Consider the following 19,997-nt stretch of genomic DNA (forward strand, 5'->3'; position numbering starts at 1 on the left):
GATACTCCAAATTATGGGGGAATGTACTATGAGAAGCATCTGGGTAATCGCCACCACCATTCTCTGCTTGATTGGGTCAACAAACCTTTCTGCACAATCACAGGTGAAACCAGCAGTAAAACCGATAACTCAACCGGGTAACAAACACGATTTACGCCCAGTAAACCGCCCTTACCGTTCCATTAAGCCACCGCACCATTACCGTCCGCCTTACTACCGACCACCCTACTACCATCGGCCTCATTATGTCGTGAGACCACCTCGTTATCATTCGTCGTTTATCTATGTAAGACCGGGGTATTGGTATCCACCTTATCGTGGACGTTACTATTATTATCACAGTGATTTAGTAGACATTGCGACCTTTGCTGTCTTCGCTGGTATTACTTATGCCATTGTTCAAGATTCCTATTACCGTCGTGATGGTGTCCGCTATGTGTACGTTCGTTATCCACCAAGTGGTAACTACACCATATTGCGCGATGACCGTGTGATAACGTCATCGACGACCAATGATGCTCCGCCTTCAAGGCAGATCGTTTCGCCATCATTAAGCTCAAACACAGCAAGAGTGAGTCCAATACCACCAGCGCCAAAGCCTGAGCCAAGCCCCTATAAACTTGGTGAAATCGTAGACTCGCTGCCTCACACTAAAGAAACTGTCGTCGTTAACGGGCAAAGTTATTTCAAATATAAAAATACTTGGTTTGCACCACTCAGAGCCGAGCGCAAATTTGTTGTGGTAGAGCCTCCGTTGTAGTGCTTTTTGTTTCATCCTAAACAAACAAAACCCGCACGCTGCGGGTTTATGTCTCTTAGCCGATAACCATTTGGATCAATCGCTTCTCAATACAGCGCTTCGAACTCTGGAATTTTCGCCTTGCCCCTCAGCAGTAAGAAGTTCAAGAACCGGCTCGTGGATGTAGTGAGTATTTTCTCTTCTTCAACACCATGTTTTTCCAGCAAAGCAATGGCCAACTCTAACTTGGAAATCTCTTCACTGAAGTGAGCATCCGATCCCGTGGTGAAGTAAACGCCAATTTCTTTACCTAGCTCCACAATACGGTCACAGCGACTATCACTGCCCTTACGGCTTTTACCTGTCAAAGACGTATTGTTTACTTCTACCGCGACATTGTGCTCTTTTGCACAACGCAGAACCTGCTCCATATCGAATGGGTAATTCGGGTTACCTAAGTGACCGAGAACATCCACTCTGCCACTTTTGATTGCATTAATCAGAGCGGCGGTATGCTCAACTTCCGATGCAGGCTTAAACACGGGTTCATGAAAGCTCGCTATCACCCAATCAAGATGTTGATCAGAAGAAGGCGGTAAATCGATCTCCCCCTTCACATTCAGCGTGTTGGCTTCGACGCCACGAAGAATACCAACCTCATGTAAAAAGCGGGGCAAAATTCTTTGATTATTGAAATGCCAGTAGTGAGGGGCGCCTGGCATCTCGGGAGCATGATCGGTGGTACAAAGAAGTTTTAGCCCCTTATTCTTAGCAGCCAACGCATTCTCTAAAATTGTGCTATAAGCGTGTCCACTGGCAATAGTATGGGTGTGGCTATCAATCACGATATCCATGGTAACCTCCTGAGATTGTGGACGAACTATCGAATTTCGAACGAGCCGTTTTGATTAAGGAACAAAGATAAGTCAGCAGGAACCGAATGATTCAGAACTTTATCAACGTTGACCGCATCAGAACGTAAATAGAACTCCAATGCCGCTTCTGGGTCTGTACCGCCGCGGATTTTACGATTGACCAAACGATCTTGTAGAAACTCCGCTTGGGTATCAATAAACACCGTAAAATCTGCCAAACGATGCAGTTCTTTCCATACTGGTTCATCAAGCAGCAGCCAGTTACCTTCAACAACGACAATATTGCGATTAACTTGAATGGCATCATCAACTGGGTCATGTAAGTTGCGGTCGTAGTAAGGCCACTTACTGTCTTTCACTTTCAGTTGTTTCAGTTTGTCGATAAGCTCCGTGAGATTGAACGTCTCGTAAGAGCCTTTAATGCTGCGCAGTGGAACACGTTCACCATTACGCTCAATGGTGTTGCTGTCGAGGATTTCATTCGGGTAGTGAAAACCATCAAAAGGCAGAACCTGAAGTGGCTCTTGGTTTTCATCTTGTTCTGATAAATATTCCCAAAAGGCTGCTAGCGTAGACTTTCCACTACCCGGAGGGGCGCACAAGAACACAACAATACGCTCCTGCTTCTCGTGATAAAGGCGGGTAAACTTTTCGATAAGAGGTTGATGGATTCGCTTTACGTCGGCTTCAGGAAAGTTAGCTTCGGTCTCAAAACCACTGACGTTTAAATTCACTTTCATGGTGAACCCTTATTGATTTATCTCCCCTTCGATTCTTTCTATCAACATTTCACACGACAGCTTTAATACTGTTTTAATGAGGGCTTCGTATCTCATTTGTGAAAAGGACTCAAACGAAGAGAACTTAAGCTGATTGATCGACTCAAGATAAAAGCTGTCTTGCTGGGAAGAGAGTACTGATTGGTTTTTGATGAAGTCGTAAATCACGTCATCGGCAAACTCGACCTTTTCCGACTGAGTGACCGCGAACTCCAACACCTGATCGTACAACCCAATGTCAGCGTAAGTTTCCAGTGAGATCTTGCCCATTGCAAACATCAACTTAGACACCACATCGGTTGTTGCTAACGGACCATCTTCTTTCAATAAAGGATCCACAGCATACTCCTTCACGAGGTCGTCTTGAACGAACACTTTCGGAAGCAGTGCTTTTAACTTGAGGTTAATTATTTTGTTAGAAACCTGAAGAAACGCAGTGGCATTTTCGCACTCGTCCAGCTTCTCCAGTAATTCATCTTCACGTGACAACGTCTTATGACCTCTCCATTATGTGGCAGCACAGAGGCTACCACACAAATTCGTTGCAACTAAACCGTTAAGCTCACGTCATAAAACTCAAGTAACGCTTTTTCTGCATGAGCATTCCACACATAGTTGTTTGCGTTCAAAATTGCGTCTAATTCGACGAAGAACGGGTCTTGGTCTGCCAACGATAAAAAGTCATCAATCGCGGTCAACGGCAGGTCAATATGCGGGTAAATCAACTTTTTACCACCCGGAATATCCAACTGATTCAAAATCGTATGTGGCGCAGCTTGCAGACCACCAACGTGTGTGATCATGAACGATGGATTGATCTTACCTTGTGAAGACAAGTCGATAGACTCCACCATGTCGCCAGTTGAGCCACCAGACGTGCCCACAATATGCGTTGACTCGTAATGCACATTGTAGAAGTTAAACGGTACTTTAAATTTCTTATCGGTAGGTCCTGCGAAGAAGTTCAAGCAGCCGTCGTTACCCAACAGCTCGTCGGCTTGCTCTAATACTTGCGATACTGCTGCGTATACCATCACGTCATCGTAGCCTTTGCCGTCGTTAAGCGCTTTCAAATAAGTGACAGGATCATCAACTTGGGCTGTATTCACGTAATGCAGCTCAACGCCTTGCTCTTTTGCTTTCTCAACCGGAATTAAGCACTCTGCTCGGTCTAAACGTGCGGCGTCGATGTCCGTCACCACGATCAATTTTGGCTTCACTGGTCCGTTAATCGCGTAATCAATCGCGCCAATCCCCATTGGACCAGCACAAGCTAACAGCGCTAACGCACCACCCTCTTTGATACCCATATCGTGCTCGTACACGTATTGTTTAGTGTGGTAACTAGCATGGTAAGCGCCGATGATGCATGACATTGGCTCAGCCAAAGACGCATCTGCAAAGTAGTCACCGTGGTAAGGCAAAACGCAACCTAAGTCGATAGCGATTTTAGGAATGATAGAATACGTTGCGTTGCCGCCAAAAGTCTCATAGCTGTAGCCTGCCGAGTAACCAGTAGGCAAACCCATTGCAGGTTGCAGAACAAAGTAATCGCCTGCTCTGTATCGGTCTTTTAGGTTCTCACCGACTTCAACAATCACACCGGCGTACTCATGGCCCGTCATCACCGGTACTTCATCAATGTTCTCAGGTACGCGTTTGTGTTTGCTGCCTAGCAATGCCGCTTTGTAAGTGGAAAGGCAGATGCTGTTTGAAATGTTTTTAACCAGAAGTTCATCGGCTGAAATGTTTGGCAAATCAAAAGTTCTTAGTTGAACGTCTTTCTCGCCACAGATAACTGCTGCCGTTGTTTGTACCATGATTTCTCTCCTACATGGGGCGGAATGTTCCACCCCATACTGCATTGTTAGGCTGGTTGCTCAGTCGCGACCGTTTGTTGCTTAATCTTATCCATCAGCTCGTCAAGCGCTGGGTCATTAAGGAAGTTCTTAATTGTCACGACAGGCAAGCCTGTTGCGTTTACTGCGCGGCTTTCTAAACTTTCGTGTGTCACGACAATGTCGGCCTCACTAGGCACTTTTTCGATGGCAAAGTTCTTCACTTCAATATCAATCCCGGCTTGTACTAACTTGCGCTTGAAGGTTGAAGCCCCCATCGCGCTTGAGCCCATACCAGCGTCACAAGCAAATGCGACAAATGAAATTGGTTTGTTTACTTGTTGCGTTGCAGGTTTAATTGCACCTTCCGCTTTCATGTCTTTCATCTCAGAGACAGACTGTTCAAACTCGTCTTCTTTGTTTTCTGCTTTGCTCATCTTCAGAATCGCACTTGCGACAAGAAAGGAAACTATTGTTGCTGTTGTGACACCTGCGATGGTCGCTAGGAAACTGCCTTTTGGAGTAAGAGCTAGGTAAGAGAAGATTGAGCCTGGACTTGGACCTGCTACCAAACCTGCATCCAGTAGGTTGAAGGTTGCGATACCAGTCGCCGCACCTGCAATCATTGCCACAATCATAATTGGCTTCATTAGCACGTACGGGAAGTACAGCTCGTGAATACCACCAAAGAAGTGAATGATGATGGCACTTGGCGCAGAACGTTTAGACAGACCTTGACCAAACTTCGCGTAAGCCAACAGCATACCAAGACCCGGACCTGGGTTAGATGCCACCATAAAGAAGATAGATTTACCTGTTTCAGCTGCCGCCTGCAGACCTAGTGGGTAGTAAATACCTTGGTCGATGGCATTGTTAAGGAATAGCACTTTCGCTGGTTCATTGATGATCGCAAGCAAAGGAAGGAATCCCGTTGCCACCAAAGCTTCAATGCCCGATTTTACGAATAAGTTAGCCGCTGTTACTGCAGGGCCAACAATCTCGTAGGCGAACAGACACAGGATCATGCCCACAATACCTAATGAGAAGTTGTTCACCACCATCTCAAAGCCCGAAGGGATGCGGTGTTGGATTCGTTTATCCATTTGCACCACAACCCAAGCACTGAGCGGACCCATAATCATTGCGCCGACAAACATTGGAATGTCAGCACCAACAATAACGCCCATGGTACCGATGGCACCAGCAACCGCTCCGCGTTTGTCACCAACAATCTGACCGCCCGTATATCCAATTAACAGCGGCAATAAGTAAGTGATCATTGGACCAACAAGTTCACCAAATGCTTCGTTTGGCATCCAACCCGTTGGAATAAAGAGTGCAGTAATAAAGCCCCAAGCGATAAAGGCTCCGATATTTGGCAGCACCATGGCGGTCAAATGACCCCCGAAGGCTTGCACATTGGCTCGCATGTTTGGTTTCACGTTATATTCCTTTTTAGTATGCTTTTATTATGTCTAGCACTTGCTCCTTAGATGAGGCTTGTGCCAGCTTTGCAATGTTCTCTTCGTCCACAAACATCTCGCTTAACGCTTGAATCACCTCAATGTGGGTATCAGAGTCTTTTGCAGCTAGGGTAATAAGAATGTTGGCAGGACCAAGGTCCGAACCAAAATCAACTGGTGAAGGGAAGATATGAATGCCCAAGCCCGTTTTTAGCACACCGGTTTCTGGACGAGCATGTGGCATTGCCAGTCCTGGGCACAACACATAGTAAGGACCATTTTCTTCGGTCGATTGGATGATGGCATCCGCGTATTGCTGAGAAACGTAACCTTTGTCTTCTAGGTATTGCGTTGTCTTTTTAACTGCGTCTTGCCATTGGTAAGCGCGGTCATTAATAACATCTACTAGTTCGTGGTCGATTAATTCATACAGCATTTTTAAACCCTATCAACAGTTCGGTTTCGATGGGTTAATTATCAATAAGAGTAGCTAAACCACGCAACCACGCTCCTTTTGTGCAACAAATCACAATTAAATAGCTGTCAATTTGTTTTAATCAACGTAGTTCAAAAATAGACAAAGAAAATTAGCAACAAATTTTCTTTAAGCAACATGTCAATAGGCATAGTTTGAACCCACGCACCAATCCAAACATTTCTAAAATTTACCAATAATATAACTTGATCACATTACGACTCTTGACTCACTATTTATCGTGATTAAATTCAAACTTCATTTTCCACTAATTCGGCGCTAGTGAGTTTCAAACAGGGATAATCATCACACTTGTTTGCTAAAAGAAATCGAAACGTTGCTTAGTTTCAACATAGAGCGAGCTGAAGGTCGGAAGAGAAAAGACACAAAAAACCCGCCGAGTGGCGGGTTTGAGAAGAAATGCGTAATATCGCGCTTACGACTTATGACGTTTTGCCACCAGCGTAAACTTGTAGTCAGTCGATTTGAAGTAGTTGCGGCTGTATTCAAAAACCACATCCCCCTGCAAGAAACCGCGCGTGCGCTTTTCGATGATCGGCTCAGCCGGGTCAATATCTAGCAACTCTGCAATGTCTTGCGGTGGCAATACCGGGATGATTTCTTGCTCACTGCGATCAATCACCATGCCCTTCTCTTTCTCAATAAAGTGGTACTTAGAACCTTGCATCACTTGGTAGGTGAGATCAGGGAACATGTCTGTCGGCAGCCAAGTTTCTTCTACTGTGATTGGGTTGTCGTCAAGGTAACGAACGCGTTTCACGTAAAAGACTTTGTCATCTTCATTAATGTTCAGCGCATCAGCCATCGTGAGCGATGCTTTAGTAATCTCGAACGCGACCACATCGCTGTGCGTCACTGCATTTAGGTGCGCCCACTTCTCTGCAAAACTGGTCTGCTGGTAAATGTCGTAGTTAACCTTGTTCTCTTTCACATAGGTACCACTACCCTGCACACTCTCCAGTTCACCATTTTCAATCAGCAATTTTAACGCTTGGCGAACCGTGACTCGGCTACAAGAAAATTCTTCGCGTAACTGAGCTTCGGTAGGAAGAGCGGTTCCTACTTTGTATTCGCCATCGCTGATCTTCTCGCGAATCGCGTCCGCAATCTGGCGATACATTGGCAGTCTTGCCATGTTTACCTCTATAAAAACAATACAAATGACCATTCAAGTGAACTTGTTTGAGACAACTCAAGAACCGAGCACACTGGAGTGAACTATCATTGCAAAAAAGACTTGGTTTATGGGCTCTATAATACGAATTCAGGTCAACATGACAAGCACTTGTTCGCATATCGGCATACAAAAACAAGCCAAAACAATACAACAATAATACATATTTTAATTCAACTGCGATCCTGATCACGGATCATTTGTATTTAAAAGGTATTATTCACATCATTGTTGAATGCACAACAATGTCGAATGTGACAATGGGACAAAAGTTATGAAATTAACCTCTCTTACAAACCCATCGCTGATAAACCTACAAACGACGTTCGAAAGTCGTGACGCAGCGATTCGTGCACTTGCCGACCAGCTAGACCAGCAAGGCAAACTGCATAACAAGGAAGAATACCTACAAGCAGTGTTTGCTCGTGAAGAGCAAGGCCCGACGGCACTAGGCGAAGGCTTAGCAGTACCGCACGGTAAGACAGATGCAGTAAAAGAGGCGGCGTTTGCCGTAGCCACACTAAAACAAGACTTAAAGTGGCAAGGTCTGGATGAAGACGAAGACGTAAACCTGATCTTCCTAATCGCAATTCCAAATGCGGAAGCAGGTTCAACACACATGCACCTGTTGACCGAACTGACCACAACGTTAGTGGATGACGATGTTCGTGAAGCAGTGCTCAATGCTACAAATGTAGAACAAATTTTCGCTTTGCTTGATGGTCAAGCAGAGCAAGAAGAAAAACAAGACCAATTAGATACAAATGCACCAACCATCGTTTGTGTGACGGCTTGCCCTGCGGGTATTGCGCACACTTACATGGCAGCAGAATACCTAGAGAAGACAGGTAAGAAGCTGGGTTACAACGTGCATGTTGAAAAGCAAGGCGCAAACGGTATTGAAGATCGTCTGACTGCTGAACAGCTCAACAGTGCAACAGCAGTCGTTTTCGCGGCAGAAGTGGCAATCAAAGAGTTAGAGCGTTTTGACGGTATTCCTCGTGTAGAAGTACCAGTTGCTGAGCCAATCAAACACTCTGAGCGCATTCTTAACGAAGCGGTTGAAGCAGGTCGAAGCGCTGGTGCTGCAGTTGCAACCAACGACAAACCGAAGAAGCTACCACTTAAAACTGAACTAAAACAAGCACTGCTATCAGGTATCTCTTACGCAGTTCCTCTTATCGTTGCAGGCGGTACCGTACTTGCTGTTGCCGTGCTATTGGCACAAATGTTCAACCTACAAGATTTGTATGCAGAAGAAGGCTCTTGGCTGTGGATGTACCGCAAGCTAGGTGGTGGTCTACTGGGTACATTGATGGTTCCTGTACTGGCGGCATACACCGCTTACTCATTGGCAGATAAACCAGCACTTGGTCCAGGTTTTGCCGCAGGTATCGCTGCGAACCTTATCGGCTCTGGCTTCCTTGGTGGTGTTGTCGGTGGCTTGATTGCCGGTTACGTCATGCGTTGGGTAAAAGAAAACGTACGTCTAAACCCTGCGTTCAACGGCTTCCTAACCTTCTACCTATACCCGGTTATCGGTACTTTGGTTGCTGGTTCGTTGATGCTGTTCGTTATCGGTAAACCTGTTGCTTGGCTAAACCAAGGTTTGACAGACTGGCTAAACGGCATGTCTGGCACCAACGCCCTACTTCTAGGCGCAGTAATTGGTTTATTCGTATCGTTTGACCTTGGTGGTCCAGTCAACAAAGCCGCTTACGCATTCTGTCTGGGTGCAATGGCGAACGGCGTTTACGGCCCATACGCTATCTTCGGTTCGGTGAAAATGGTCTCTGCGTTCACGGTAACGGCTTCAACCATGCTTGCACCTCGCCTGTTCAAAGATTTCGAAATCGAGACAGGTAAATCAACGTGGTTGCTTGGTCTAGCGGGCATCACTGAAGGTGCGATTCCGATGGCTATCGAAGACCCAATCCGCGTTATTGGCTCATTCCTACTTGGCTCTGTCGTAACAGGCGCAATGGTGGGTGCTGCTGGCGTAGGTCTATCGACTCCGGGGGCTGGTATCTTCTCAATCTTCCTACTACACGATGCAGGTCTGGGCGCATTCACTGCTGCGGCAATCTGGTTTGGCGCTGCGCTGATTGGTGCAACTATCTCGACCATCACTCTCATCATGTGGCGAGCACACGCAGTAAAAAAGGGCAAATTTGTCACTGAGGCTGCCGCTCAACATTAATTCGAATTATTTATACCCAAGTAACTTCAAGCTGCTTGGTTCAGCGAGAATGACTTGGTTTGTAGACGCGGCGGTGATTTGAAGGTCTAGTGGGTCTAAATCAAAAATCGGCAACAAAGTATACATGCCAAGGCAACTCGCCCTTTGGGCGTGGGATTTCTGCGCCCTAAATATTCGTCGGCAAACATAAACGCCGCAAAAACGAATAGAAAACAATCAAATTTAAAACAAATTAACGGCAATTATTGCCTAAGACGGTAAAAGTTATGACTACATCTCGCGTTCATATTACTCCTCACATGCACTGGGATCGTGAATGGTACTTCACTACAGAAGAGTCTCGCATTCTGCTAGTGAACAACATGGAAGAAATCATGACTCGTCTGGAAAACGATCCAGACTACAAATACTACGTTCTAGACGGTCAAACCGCAGTTCTGGAAGATTACTTCGCAATCAAGCCAGAAAACAAAGAGCGCGTACGTGAGCTAGTACAAGCTGGTAAACTGATTGTTGGCCCTTGGTACTCTCAAACGGATACGATGCAAGTATCTGGCGAATCTATCGTACGTAACATGCTTTACGGATTGCGCGACTGTCTAGCGCTAGGTGAGCCAATGAAGATTGGTTACCTGCCAGATTCATTCTCTATGAGCTCTCAGCTGCCAGCAATCTACAACGGTTTTGGCATCAATCGCGCGATGTTCTGGCGTGGTTGTTCAGAGCGTCACGGCACAGATAAAACCGAATTCTTGTGGCAATCAAATGATGGCAGTGAAGTCTCTGCGCAAGTACTGCCACTGGGCTACGCGATTGGTAAATACCTACCGCAAGACGAAGAAGGTCTGCGCGCGCGTCTAGATAAATACTTCCCAGTGCTAGAAAAACCGTCGGTAACAAAAGACATCTTACTACCAAACGGTCACGACCAAATGCCTATCCAAAAAGACATCTTCGAGGTGATGGATAAGCTACGTGAAATCTACCCAGACAAAGAATTCAAAATGAGCCGCTTTGAAGAAGTGTTCGAGCGTATTGAAGCCGAGCGCGCTCAGCTTGATACCATCAAAGGCGAGTTCAACGACGGTAAATACATGCGTGTTCACCGTACTATTTCTTCAACGCGTATGGACATCAAACTGATCCACGCAGAAGTAGAAAACAAGATCGTAAACATTCTTGAGCCATTAGCGTCTATCGCATGGACACTAGGTTTCGAATACCACCACGGTCTAATCGAGAAGATGTGGAAAGAGAGCATGAAGAACCACGCTCACGACTCGATTGGCTGCTGCTGTTCAGACAAAGTACACGCAGAGATCTTGAACCGTTACATTCTTGCGGACGACATGGCGACCAACCTGATCAACTTCTACAAACGTAAGATTGTTGACCACATGCCTGCACGCGAAGGTTGCGACAAGCTAGCACTATTCAACCTATCGCCATACGCTCGTGAAGAAGTGGTAAACACCACCATCACTATCCGTGCAGAACAGTTCAACCTGTTTGATGAAAACGGCACGCCAGTTGAGTACTTCATCCAAGATCAACGCGTAATCGACCCAGGTAAGATTGACCGTCAAATCGTTCACTACGGTAACTACGACCCGTTCATCGAATACGATATTCAAATCAAGCACACTGTGCCAGCAATGGGCTTCACTACCCTACACATTCAAGCGAATGAGAAAGGCACACAAAAAGTGGCTGAGCAGAAAGAGTTCCTTCTTGAGAACGAATTCTACCGCATCAACGTAAACGCAAACGGCACTCTGAACATCTTCGACAAAGAGACAGAGCACCTTTACGAACAAGCGCTGCGCATTGAAGACGGCTCTGACGATGGCGACGAATACGACTACTCACCTTCGCGTAAAGAGTGGCTACTGTACTCAGACGAATTCGACGCGGAAGTGAATGTGAAGCACGAAGGTTTCCAATCTGTGGCAACCATCAAACTGCGCATGAACTTGCCTGAGGATCTACAACAACGTGAAGAGCGCACAGGTCAAAACGGTTACCTAGACGTGAACTGCCAAGTGGTTCTAAAACAAGGTACACGCCGTATTGAAGTTCGCATGGAGCTGGATAACCAAGCTGACGACCACCGCGTTCGCGTATTGGTGCCAACGCCGTTTGTGTCTGAGACCGTAGTAGCGGACAACCAGTTCGGTTTGATCACTCGCCCAACGAACGATCCAGAAATGGCGAACTGGGAAGCAGACGGCTGGAAAGAAGCACCAGTGCCAGTTTACCAGCTAATGAACTTTGCTGCGGTTGAGAACGCACAAGGTGGTATGGCGCTGATGAGCAACGGTCTGCGTGAGTTTGAAGTAATTTCAAGCCAAGGCAATGAAGAGCGTGACACATTCGCCCTAACCCTTCTGCGTGGTATCGGCGTGTTGGGTAAAGAAGAGTTGTTGCTTCGTCCGGGTCGTCCATCTGGTATCAAGATCCCGACGCCAGATTCACAAGTACGCGGCAAGATCGTTTGTGAGTTCGCACTATTCGGTTTCGCGGGCAACCACATCGAAGCAAACGTAATGGCGGCGGCGCGTGACAACGTGACTCCAATCCAGTGCTATAACAAGATCCCTTACAACGCGATGAAGCTGAACGTAGGCGAGCAAAACCTACCGCTAACGCACAGCTTGCTAAACAAATCGCTTGAAGGCGCGGTACTGAGCGTACTGAAGAAGGCGGAAGACGAGGATGCACTCATCCTGCGCGTCTACAACCCATCAGAGAGCGAAGTGATTAAGGACACAGTGACGTTTGCTTCAGAAGTAACGTCATGGAAAGAAACACAGCTAGACGAGAAAGTGCTACCAAATGAGGTAGACGCAGCATCGTTCGGCACGCTGAAACCGTGTCAGGTTAAGTCTTTCCAAGTGAAGTTCTAATCCGGCTATCAGGATAAGGTCATCAACTAGATAACCCGTCCAAACCGACTCAGGCTTGCTCTAATTGTGGAGCAAGCCTCTCCTCTTCTTTCGTTCCAATCAAGAGAATATCGCCATGCAACATGCTCTATTCAAACTGGACAATGTGATTCAAAACTACGCTTGGGGTAGCCACACGTCGATTCATGATTTATTCGGCATCGACAATCCAGCGAACGAGCCACAAGCAGAAATCTGGATGGGTGCTCATCCAAACGGTTGTTCAAAGCTTGCTGACACCAAACAACTGCTGTCAGAAGTCATCAACCAAAACAAAACGCAATCGCTGGGTGATTACACCGCAGCACGTTTTGGTGAACTGCCGTTCCTATTCAAAGTACTGGCAGCTGAAACACCGCTGTCTATCCAAGTACACCCTAGTAAGCACAAAGCAGAAATGGGCTTTGCTCGTGAAAACGAACAAGGCATTCCACTTAATGCTGCAAACCGTAACTACAAAGATCCAAACCATAAACCGGAGCTGGTTTACGCGCTGACATTTTACAAAGCGATGAACGGCTTCCGCCCAATTGAGCAGATCTTATCTCTGTTTGAACAAGCGAACATCACTGCTCTAGAGACTGAAATCAACGCACTGAAAGCGACACCAAACAGTGAAGGTCTTAAAGTGTTCTTCTCTGCAATTATGTCGTTAGAAGGCGAGCGCAAACAACAGGCGTTGAATGAGCTTTACGCAATCCTAGAGCGCCCGGCGAAAACCGCTATGGCACGAGAAGCCTATGGCTATATTCAAGACTTCCGTCAGCATTACGCGGACGATATTGGTCTGTTTTCGCCATTGATGTTGAACACGATTGAACTGGCTCCGGGCGAAGCGATGTTCCTCCATGCAGAAACACCACACGCCTACGTTCAAGGGACAGGTTTGGAGATCATGGCGAACTCAGACAACGTGCTGCGCGCTGGCTTAACACCGAAGTACATCGACGTTCCTGAGCTTATCGACAACACCATCTTCAACGCGATTGACCCAGAACAAATCAAGCTCGCGCCCGTACATAAACAAGGCAAGCTTAGTTACCCAATTCCGGTGGATGATTTCGGTTTTGAAGTGATGGCAGTTGAAGGCACTGCAACGACTCAATTCGTGCGTAGCGCAGAGATTTTATTTTGTATTGAAGGGGAAATCTCGGTTTCTAGCCAAGACGATCACATCACTTTGAAAGCGGGTGAATCGGTATTCGTCTGCAGCAACTCAGTGAAATACGTTTGCCAAGGTCAGGGCACCTTAGCTCGCGCCTTTAACTGATTGGCGAAATGAACTGACAGCTTATTGGATAGCCGCTTTCTGTTATCCAGTAAGCACGCTCCTAACCTAGGTTTGCGCTGATTTTGTCAGTGGTCAGCAATAACCACCTTGTCACGCTCCACTTCGATGACGCTTTTCGAAGACGAGCAGACCGTTACCGTTAATATTCATGGTCCACTCCATCACCAAGACTTTTGACCATACCCACCAGTGTCGAGCGAAGCACATTGGTGGGATTTTTTTACTTTAATCTGCCGACCACACCGAGCGAATATCCGGCCAGCCCCAGTTGGTTAGGGCAACGTCTTCTAGAACACCTTGAAAGCGTAAAGTTTGCGTATGATGGAACATAGGCGCTATCCAATACTCACTGACCAATGTTGAGGCGATCGGCTCTAACGCTTTGAGATAATCCTCTAACGCCGTATAGCCACGTACATTCTCTAGTTGCTCATTCAACCATTCGGCATTCTCTTCTCCCAAGGTGTGATGTAATACGACGTTGCTGAAAAAGTTAGTAAACGCCGAAGCGTGGCGATTGTCATCCAAGTTGATATTGGTGATCACTAACGTCTCATCAAGGGTACCATTTCGAGCTTTTTCACTTAACTCTCGGTAGGTGTACATGACGATATCAACCTTACTTCCCGTTCCCTCTAAACGACTCGCGATTGCACGCGCGCATCGACGCAATGCCGTATAGTTATAGCCGGCAATGGTGATGTTTTTTGGTAGTTTGCTCTCTTCACCAAACGGACGTAATACAGGCTTCCAGTTTGGTAGCAAGTTGTAAGCAGGCACGCTTCCAAACACAATATTTTCTTTGCGCATGACCTCCGTAAGTCGCTCCGGTTGGATTAACTCGGCAATATAGCGACGTTGACTCTGAGAAAGCGGATGCCTAGCATGCTGATTAAACAGAGCGAACAAACATCCATCCTCAGTGCGACTATGTTGGCTTGCAGGTGCAGACTCTGCATCTTGGGTCGACATATAATGCCCACACATGCTCTCAGAAAGCTCATCTCTGACTTTTTCCACCTGCTTTTGAGGGGGATTTGCGGCTAAGGATGGGTTTTCCATCCTCTCGTCATTGACGATCCAGATCGTGACCATGTCGGTCAGTACTCGACATGCGTAATAACCATCGAACGCCTGCAGCTTTAACCGATGAGCACTGTGCTCAATCACAGAGAACGGACCACTACCAACGACCAAGTTGTTGTTGGCAACGTTGACTTGGCTAACGGGTTGAATGCCATATTTCACACCAGAGATTAGCCCTGCAAACCCCAAGTCTGGTTTACTAAGGGTAAAGACCACTTTTAGAGGATTTGGCGCAGTAATGTTTGCCACATGGGCAAGTTCTTTTTCATACAGTTCGAGTGAACTGAGTTTGGCAAAAAGACTAACGACTGTATCGGCATTTATCGGTGTACCATTGTGGAATGTTAGCCCCGGACGAAGATAAAACGTCCACTCATAGCTTTTCTCATCATATCGCCAATGGTGTGCCAGCTCTGGCTTCACCACACCGTAGTAGTCACTCGATACCAAGCAGCAATAAATTTGGCGCAAGAAAAAGCGTTCACTGCTGCGGTGCAATTGGTGCGGGACAATACGTTCAAACATGCGTTTATAAGTGAGCTGAATATTGAGTCGACCTTCTTGAACGGATGCACCCGATGTGCTCTTGAGTAGTCGACCAAATGCCGCCTCGTCTTCATCAAGGATCGCTAGCGCTTTTTCATATTTCCCTCGTTTGATCCGCTCCAGTGCGAGGCTTTCCTTTAGTGCGCTCAGCTCAATATTTAACAGAAGCGTCGAACGTTGATTTCGCCCTGCTTTTGGTTGCCAACTCAACCATTCTTGCTCCTGCATTTGAGACAGCAAGCTGCGTGCATGGCGAGGAGAAGTAAACAGCAAGTCAGCAACTTCCTGCAATGTGGTTTTGACTTCACCACCAATGCCAAGTGGAGTAAGCCGTTGGTAATAACGAAACAAGTTGAGATCAGACACCGAGCGCCCTCAATAAGTGGGTATAAGTTTATTTTACTCAACTTCATCCGTAGAAAATAAGAAAACTTCCTATCACTTTGTTCCTCTTTTTGCTCCCCTGATAATAAAAATTGGTGATTTAGCGCACTTCCCGCACCTAATTAGGAATAAACACCAGAAATCTACTCTCTTTTTCAGCTCCTCTTTTCTTTGCATACTGAATTCATCAGCAACAAGGAGGAAATGTCATGCGATGTAGAAGCACAACTCAATCGACTGAAACGTTGCCTACCATGGCAGCTTATTTCCAAAAGCGCGTAGCGCAATCAGAAAACAAACTTGAAGTTTTAGCTCTGACTTACATGATCGAATTGTTTAATTGGTCATAACGGAAAGAACAACACCAAGCAGAACTTAGCTCCTGATACCACACCCCCACTTCGTTGTATCTTTAAGTTCTGCTTTTTCTTTTCCCATCTTTTATTCTTGCCATTTCCGACTAGGTTACTAAAAGTTAACTAGTTGAAATGCTTCGAAACAGGGTCTACATTGAAGCTTAAATCTCCAACCCAATAGCTGCTATTGAGAAAGGAGGTTCATGGATAATGACCGATTCAGGAGTCAATATGGCAACTTCAGTAAAACTTAAAGCGGGCGACAATTTCCCTTCTCTTCAAGCAACTTTGCTAGATGGTTCAAGCGTGACATTAGGTCAGCCGCAAGGTGATGCGACTTGGCAAGCTGTATTCGTTTATCGTGGTAAGCACTGTCCTCTGTGTACCAAATACCTCAACGAGTTAGAGGGATACAAACAAGCTTTCGCGGAAGCGGGCGTTGATATTCTTGCAGTTTCAGGCGATTCAAAAGAGCAGCTAGAAGGACACCTAGAGAAACTCGAAATCAGCTTCCCTATTGCTTACGGACTCACCGAAGAGCAAATGAAAACGTTGGGTTTGTACATTTCCATACCGCGTTCAGAACAAGAGACCGACCACAATTTCGCAGAACCCGGGTTGTTTGTGGTGAATGAACATGGCAACTTGCATGTCGTCGATATCTCAAACAACCCGTTTGTTCGACCAGAACTTGGGGCGTTATCACGTGGTTTAGCTTGGATCCGTAATCCAGATAATAACTACCCTATCCGAGGTACGTTAGATTACTAAACACCTCTCGCTAGACAACAATCAGACATAAAAAATGCCAGCAATACGCTGGCATTTTTATTGGCTTAAACGGTGAATTCGTAGTGCTAAACCACTATTCGGCTATTACTTTCGTAACTCAATTTGGTGTGTTTCAGACCAAATTCGCAAATCATCAAGGATCTTAAGTGCCGTACGCCCAAATTCGGTCAGCTCGTAACTGACTGCTATTGGGCGGTCACTGATAACTTGGCGTACTACCATGCCTTCGGCTTCCAACTCTTTTAAACGTTGGTCAATCATCTTCTTACTGGCACCGCCAAGCATTCGCGCTAAATCATTGAAACGAACTGGACCATCTTTCAAGTGATAAATCAGAGAACCTTTCCATTTGCCACCAATTAAGCGCATTCCTTTTTCAATAGCACACGGCTCTGAGCACACATTCGCCACAGACTTGCGACCTTTGTTATCCACACTGATTCTACTTTCCACGATTCACCTCAAGATACGCACCTAATCTAGGTAACGAAAAGTACGTTAGTTACATTTCGTGCTTTAGAGTAATAAAAACATTCCCTCGCCGCAAACAAATAAAAATGGACCGCATACAGCAGTCCACCTTAATTCATCAATTACTCTAGGATAATTAGAAGTTTTCGTTTATATGCGCTTCGAAACGAGCAAAATCATTTTCAATGTCGCCATTCTTCATTACGTCATAGCAAGCAAAAGTCGGTAGTGCACCCATACCAAAGAAGCGGAAGTTAGCGTGCATATGAAGCATTAAATCGTCCACACTTTTACCTTGGAATAAGTATTCGTTCTCATCATCAAACGATTCTTTTGGTGCATTGAATGTCAGTGACAGCATGTATTTGCTGTTTGTTTGAGTACCACCCGTACCATAGTTTTTCTTTGGGTCCTCTGCACTACGTCCATCGAAAGCACATAGCGCGCCCCCCATGCCAGCAGTAAACACGTCATCCATGTATTTTTTGAATGACCAAGGCACAGACATCCAGTTTATTGGGCTTTGGATGATCACTCGATCAGCCCATTCAAAGTGCGCGAGTTGCTCCTCTACGTTGATTTCATCTTGCATTGTCACAACACGAACCTCATGGTCTTTTGCTTGTAGAAGCGTCTGTGCTTTGTCGACAAGAGAAGCGTTTAGACGACCTTCAGAGTATGGAGATGGCTCGTGTGCATTGATGATCAGTACATTGCTCATGGGATTACCTTTAAATAAGTTCACAAGATGACGCGATAACCGTGGTGCGCCTCATGTGGTTTATTATGGTAACCTAGAGCTACAATGCAATTAGTTAACTTTTAGTAACCTACTAAGATTTTTCATATGACTTTGTTTTTGAAAGAAATATTTCTTAAACTTTTTCTTTATCGTGATTTCCCGATTAAATTTCCATTGAATTGTTGCATCTTACATAGAGCAGGCGTACACTTTATCGCAATTCGACGATTAACTATTAAGGCTTGTCAATGAGTGATAAATGCAACACAACTTGCGGCGTAGCTTTTGAGACCACACAGCAGCAACTTGAGAAGGAACAAGCGTTAGCGGCTCAAGCTAAGGCGCTGTCACATCCCGCTCGTTTGCGCATCCTTCATATTCTGCATACGCTTGATACCATGGGCGGTTGCCTAAACAGTGATTTGGTCTCTGAGCTTGGTCTTGCACAATCTACCGTTTCAGAGCATTTACGTATTCTTAAGCAGGCTGGCTTTATCAGTGCAGAGCCAAATCCTCCTAAGGTTTGCTACCGCATTCAGCGCGACGCGTTTGATCAATTCAATCTAGATTTTTCCAAACTATTTAACTAATTGTCTTTGTGTGCTGGTACGGCGCACAAAGATAAACTATACCTTTAACTATCGCCTTTCGACGATAAACGAATAAGAGAACACTATGACTACTCAAGTTTTAAATAGTGCCAGCGACAAAATGAGCTTCTTGGACCGTTACCTAACGGTTTGGATTTTTGTGGCAATGGCAATCGGTGTAGGTATTGGCGCTACATTCCCTCAAGTTGCAGAATGGAACGAGTCAATGTCTGTTGGCAGTACAAACGTACCGTTAGCGATTGGTTTGATTTTGATGATGTACCCACCACTCGCAAAAGTGAACTACAACCTACTAGGCACGGTGACTAAAGACAAAAAAGCCATAACGCTGTCCTTGGTCATGAACTGGATTGTCGGCCCTATTTTGATGTTCATCCTTGCATTGACTTTCCTAGGTGATCATCCGGGGTACATGGTCGGCATTATTCTTATCGGTCTTGCTCGCTGTATCGCGATGGTATTGGTGTGGAACGACATTGGCGGCGGTAACAAAGAATACGGTGCAGCGTTGGTTGCGTTGAACAGTGCATTCCAAATCGTGACTTACAGTGTGATGGCATGGCTATTCATTACTGTCTTGCCACCTGTCTTTGGTTACGAAGGTTTCGTGGTTGATATCTCAATGATGGACATCGCTGAAAGCGTGCTAATTTACCTTGGTATTCCATTTTTAGCAGGCTTCCTAAGCCGTAAATGGCTGGTCGCAGCAAAAGGTGAACAATGGTACAACGAGGTATTTATTCCGCGCATTTCACCAATTACTTTGATTGCCCTTCTGGCGACGATCGTGCTGATGTTCAGCTTGAAAGGCGAAATGATTCTAGAACTGCCAATGGACGTATTCCGAGTGGCCATTCCGCTCGCAATCTACTTCGTATTGATGTTCTTCGTGAGTTTCTTCGTTGGTAAGAAAATGGGTATCGATTACGACAAGAACGCATCAATTGCCTTCACCGCAACGGGTAACAACTTCGAACTTGCTATTGCAGTTTCCATTGCAGTATTCGGTCTGAACTCAGATCAAGCGTTTGCAGGTGTAATTGGTCCGCTTATCGAGGTCCCCGTATTGATTGCTCTGGTGAACGTTGCGCTTAAAATGAAGCAGAAATACTATAAATAACAACTCGTAATCATCGCTCAAAAACGCCTTTCATAAATGTGAAAGGCGTTTTTTGTTTGTGTTAATAGGCATAACGCGCTCAACAAATT

General features: G+C 45.8%; 18 protein-coding genes. 8 read left to right on the forward strand and 10 right to left on the reverse strand.

Translation table 11 applies throughout. From position 1 onward, the window contains the following. The first annotated feature begins 28 nt into the window (after positions 1-28). A complete protein-coding gene (locus J4N44_RS23920) occupies positions 29-760 on the forward strand; it encodes a hypothetical protein (protein ID WP_050940896.1) in 732 nt (243 codons plus the stop codon). Between the two features lie 86 nt (positions 761-846). Here the strand turns inward: J4N44_RS23920 and J4N44_RS23925 are convergent, their stop codons facing one another. The 7 genes from J4N44_RS23925 to J4N44_RS23955 all read right to left on the reverse strand — a co-directional run bounded on the left by J4N44_RS23925 (position 847) and on the right by J4N44_RS23955 (position 7,325). Next, a complete protein-coding gene (locus J4N44_RS23925; protein WP_005452445.1) occupies positions 847-1,593 on the reverse strand; it encodes a phosphatase in 747 nt (248 codons plus the stop codon). Positions 1,594-1,619: 26 nt separating this feature from the next. Beyond that, positions 1,620-2,354, reverse strand: coding sequence for a nucleoside/nucleotide kinase family protein (locus J4N44_RS23930; RefSeq protein ID WP_050938546.1), 735 nt, complete (start codon positions 2,352-2,354; stop codon positions 1,620-1,622). A 9-nt stretch (positions 2,355-2,363) separates the two neighbouring features. Further along, positions 2,364-2,882, reverse strand: a complete 519-nt coding sequence (locus J4N44_RS23935; protein ID WP_029788584.1) for an MltR family transcriptional regulator — start codon at positions 2,880-2,882, stop codon at positions 2,364-2,366. 59 nt (positions 2,883-2,941) lie between these two features. After that, the gene (locus J4N44_RS23940; RefSeq protein ID WP_047513828.1) at positions 2,942-4,213 is read right to left on the reverse strand and encodes a zinc-binding dehydrogenase; all 1,272 of its coding nucleotides are present in this window, start codon (positions 4,211-4,213) and stop codon (positions 2,942-2,944) included. Positions 4,214-4,260: 47 nt separating this feature from the next. After that, positions 4,261-5,673, reverse strand: coding sequence for a PTS mannitol transporter subunit IIBC (locus tag J4N44_RS23945; RefSeq protein WP_005452449.1), 1,413 nt, complete (start codon positions 5,671-5,673; stop codon positions 4,261-4,263). Positions 5,674-5,686: 13 nt separating this feature from the next. Continuing rightward, the gene (locus J4N44_RS23950) at positions 5,687-6,130 is read right to left on the reverse strand and encodes a PTS sugar transporter subunit IIA (RefSeq protein WP_005425097.1); all 444 of its coding nucleotides are present in this window, start codon (positions 6,128-6,130) and stop codon (positions 5,687-5,689) included. Positions 6,131-6,605: 475 nt separating this feature from the next. Next, positions 6,606-7,325 (reverse strand): GntR family transcriptional regulator, encoded by a 720-nt coding sequence (locus J4N44_RS23955; RefSeq protein ID WP_020194774.1) that lies wholly within the window; start codon positions 7,323-7,325, stop codon positions 6,606-6,608. 313 nt (positions 7,326-7,638) lie between these two features. Here J4N44_RS23955 and mngA point away from each other — a divergent pair, with 313 nt between their 5' ends. The 3 genes from mngA to manA all read left to right on the forward strand — a co-directional run bounded on the left by mngA (position 7,639) and on the right by manA (position 13,779). Continuing rightward, positions 7,639-9,564, forward strand: coding sequence for a PTS 2-O-a-mannosyl-D-glycerate transporter subunit IIABC (mngA, locus tag J4N44_RS23960; protein ID WP_252045306.1), 1,926 nt, complete (start codon positions 7,639-7,641; stop codon positions 9,562-9,564). 266 nt (positions 9,565-9,830) lie between these two features. After that, on the forward strand, positions 9,831-12,470 hold the full coding sequence (mngB, locus tag J4N44_RS23965; RefSeq protein ID WP_252045307.1) for a mannosylglycerate hydrolase: 2,640 nt from the start codon (positions 9,831-9,833) through the stop codon (positions 12,468-12,470). Between the two features lie 115 nt (positions 12,471-12,585). Then, entirely contained in the window at positions 12,586-13,779 is a 1,194-nt protein-coding gene (manA, locus tag J4N44_RS23970) for a mannose-6-phosphate isomerase, class I (RefSeq protein ID WP_199479141.1), read from the forward strand. A gap of 246 nt (positions 13,780-14,025) precedes the next feature. On the opposite strand, the gene J4N44_RS23975 is transcribed toward manA, so the two are convergent. Further along, on the reverse strand, positions 14,026-15,798 hold the full coding sequence (locus J4N44_RS23975) for an SgrR family transcriptional regulator (RefSeq protein WP_252045308.1): 1,773 nt from the start codon (positions 15,796-15,798) through the stop codon (positions 14,026-14,028). A gap of 227 nt (positions 15,799-16,025) precedes the next feature. Between J4N44_RS23975 and J4N44_RS23980 the strand changes: the two genes are divergently transcribed. After that, entirely contained in the window at positions 16,026-16,166 is a 141-nt protein-coding gene (locus tag J4N44_RS23980) for a hypothetical protein (RefSeq protein ID WP_009696400.1), read from the forward strand. A gap of 237 nt (positions 16,167-16,403) precedes the next feature. After that, complete coding sequence (locus J4N44_RS23985; protein WP_009701413.1) at positions 16,404-16,943, forward strand: redoxin domain-containing protein; 540 nt, start codon at positions 16,404-16,406, stop codon at positions 16,941-16,943. Positions 16,944-17,048: 105 nt separating this feature from the next. Here the strand turns inward: J4N44_RS23985 and J4N44_RS23990 are convergent, their stop codons facing one another. Both J4N44_RS23990 and J4N44_RS23995 read right to left on the reverse strand, forming a co-directional pair. Beyond that, positions 17,049-17,417: a winged helix-turn-helix transcriptional regulator gene (locus tag J4N44_RS23990; protein ID WP_017190783.1), complete on the reverse strand. Its 369-nt coding sequence runs from the start codon at positions 17,415-17,417 to the stop codon at positions 17,049-17,051. Positions 17,418-17,571: 154 nt separating this feature from the next. Then, entirely contained in the window at positions 17,572-18,156 is a 585-nt protein-coding gene (locus tag J4N44_RS23995) for an NAD(P)H-dependent oxidoreductase (RefSeq protein ID WP_009696403.1), read from the reverse strand. Positions 18,157-18,425: 269 nt separating this feature from the next. On the opposite strand from J4N44_RS23995, the gene J4N44_RS24000 reads away from it, so the two are divergent. Together J4N44_RS24000 and arsB are read left to right on the forward strand one after the other, a co-directional pair. Then, complete coding sequence (locus J4N44_RS24000; protein WP_005452482.1) at positions 18,426-18,767, forward strand: ArsR/SmtB family transcription factor; 342 nt, start codon at positions 18,426-18,428, stop codon at positions 18,765-18,767. Positions 18,768-18,852: 85 nt separating this feature from the next. Further along, the gene (arsB, locus tag J4N44_RS24005) at positions 18,853-19,908 is read left to right on the forward strand and encodes an ACR3 family arsenite efflux transporter (RefSeq protein WP_199451041.1); all 1,056 of its coding nucleotides are present in this window, start codon (positions 18,853-18,855) and stop codon (positions 19,906-19,908) included. Positions 19,909-19,997: the final 89 nt, after the last annotated feature.

It is taken from the genome of Vibrio sp. SCSIO 43155, assembly GCF_023716605.1.
In the GTDB taxonomy this organism is placed as follows: domain Bacteria; phylum Pseudomonadota; class Gammaproteobacteria; order Enterobacterales; family Vibrionaceae; genus Vibrio; species Vibrio harveyi.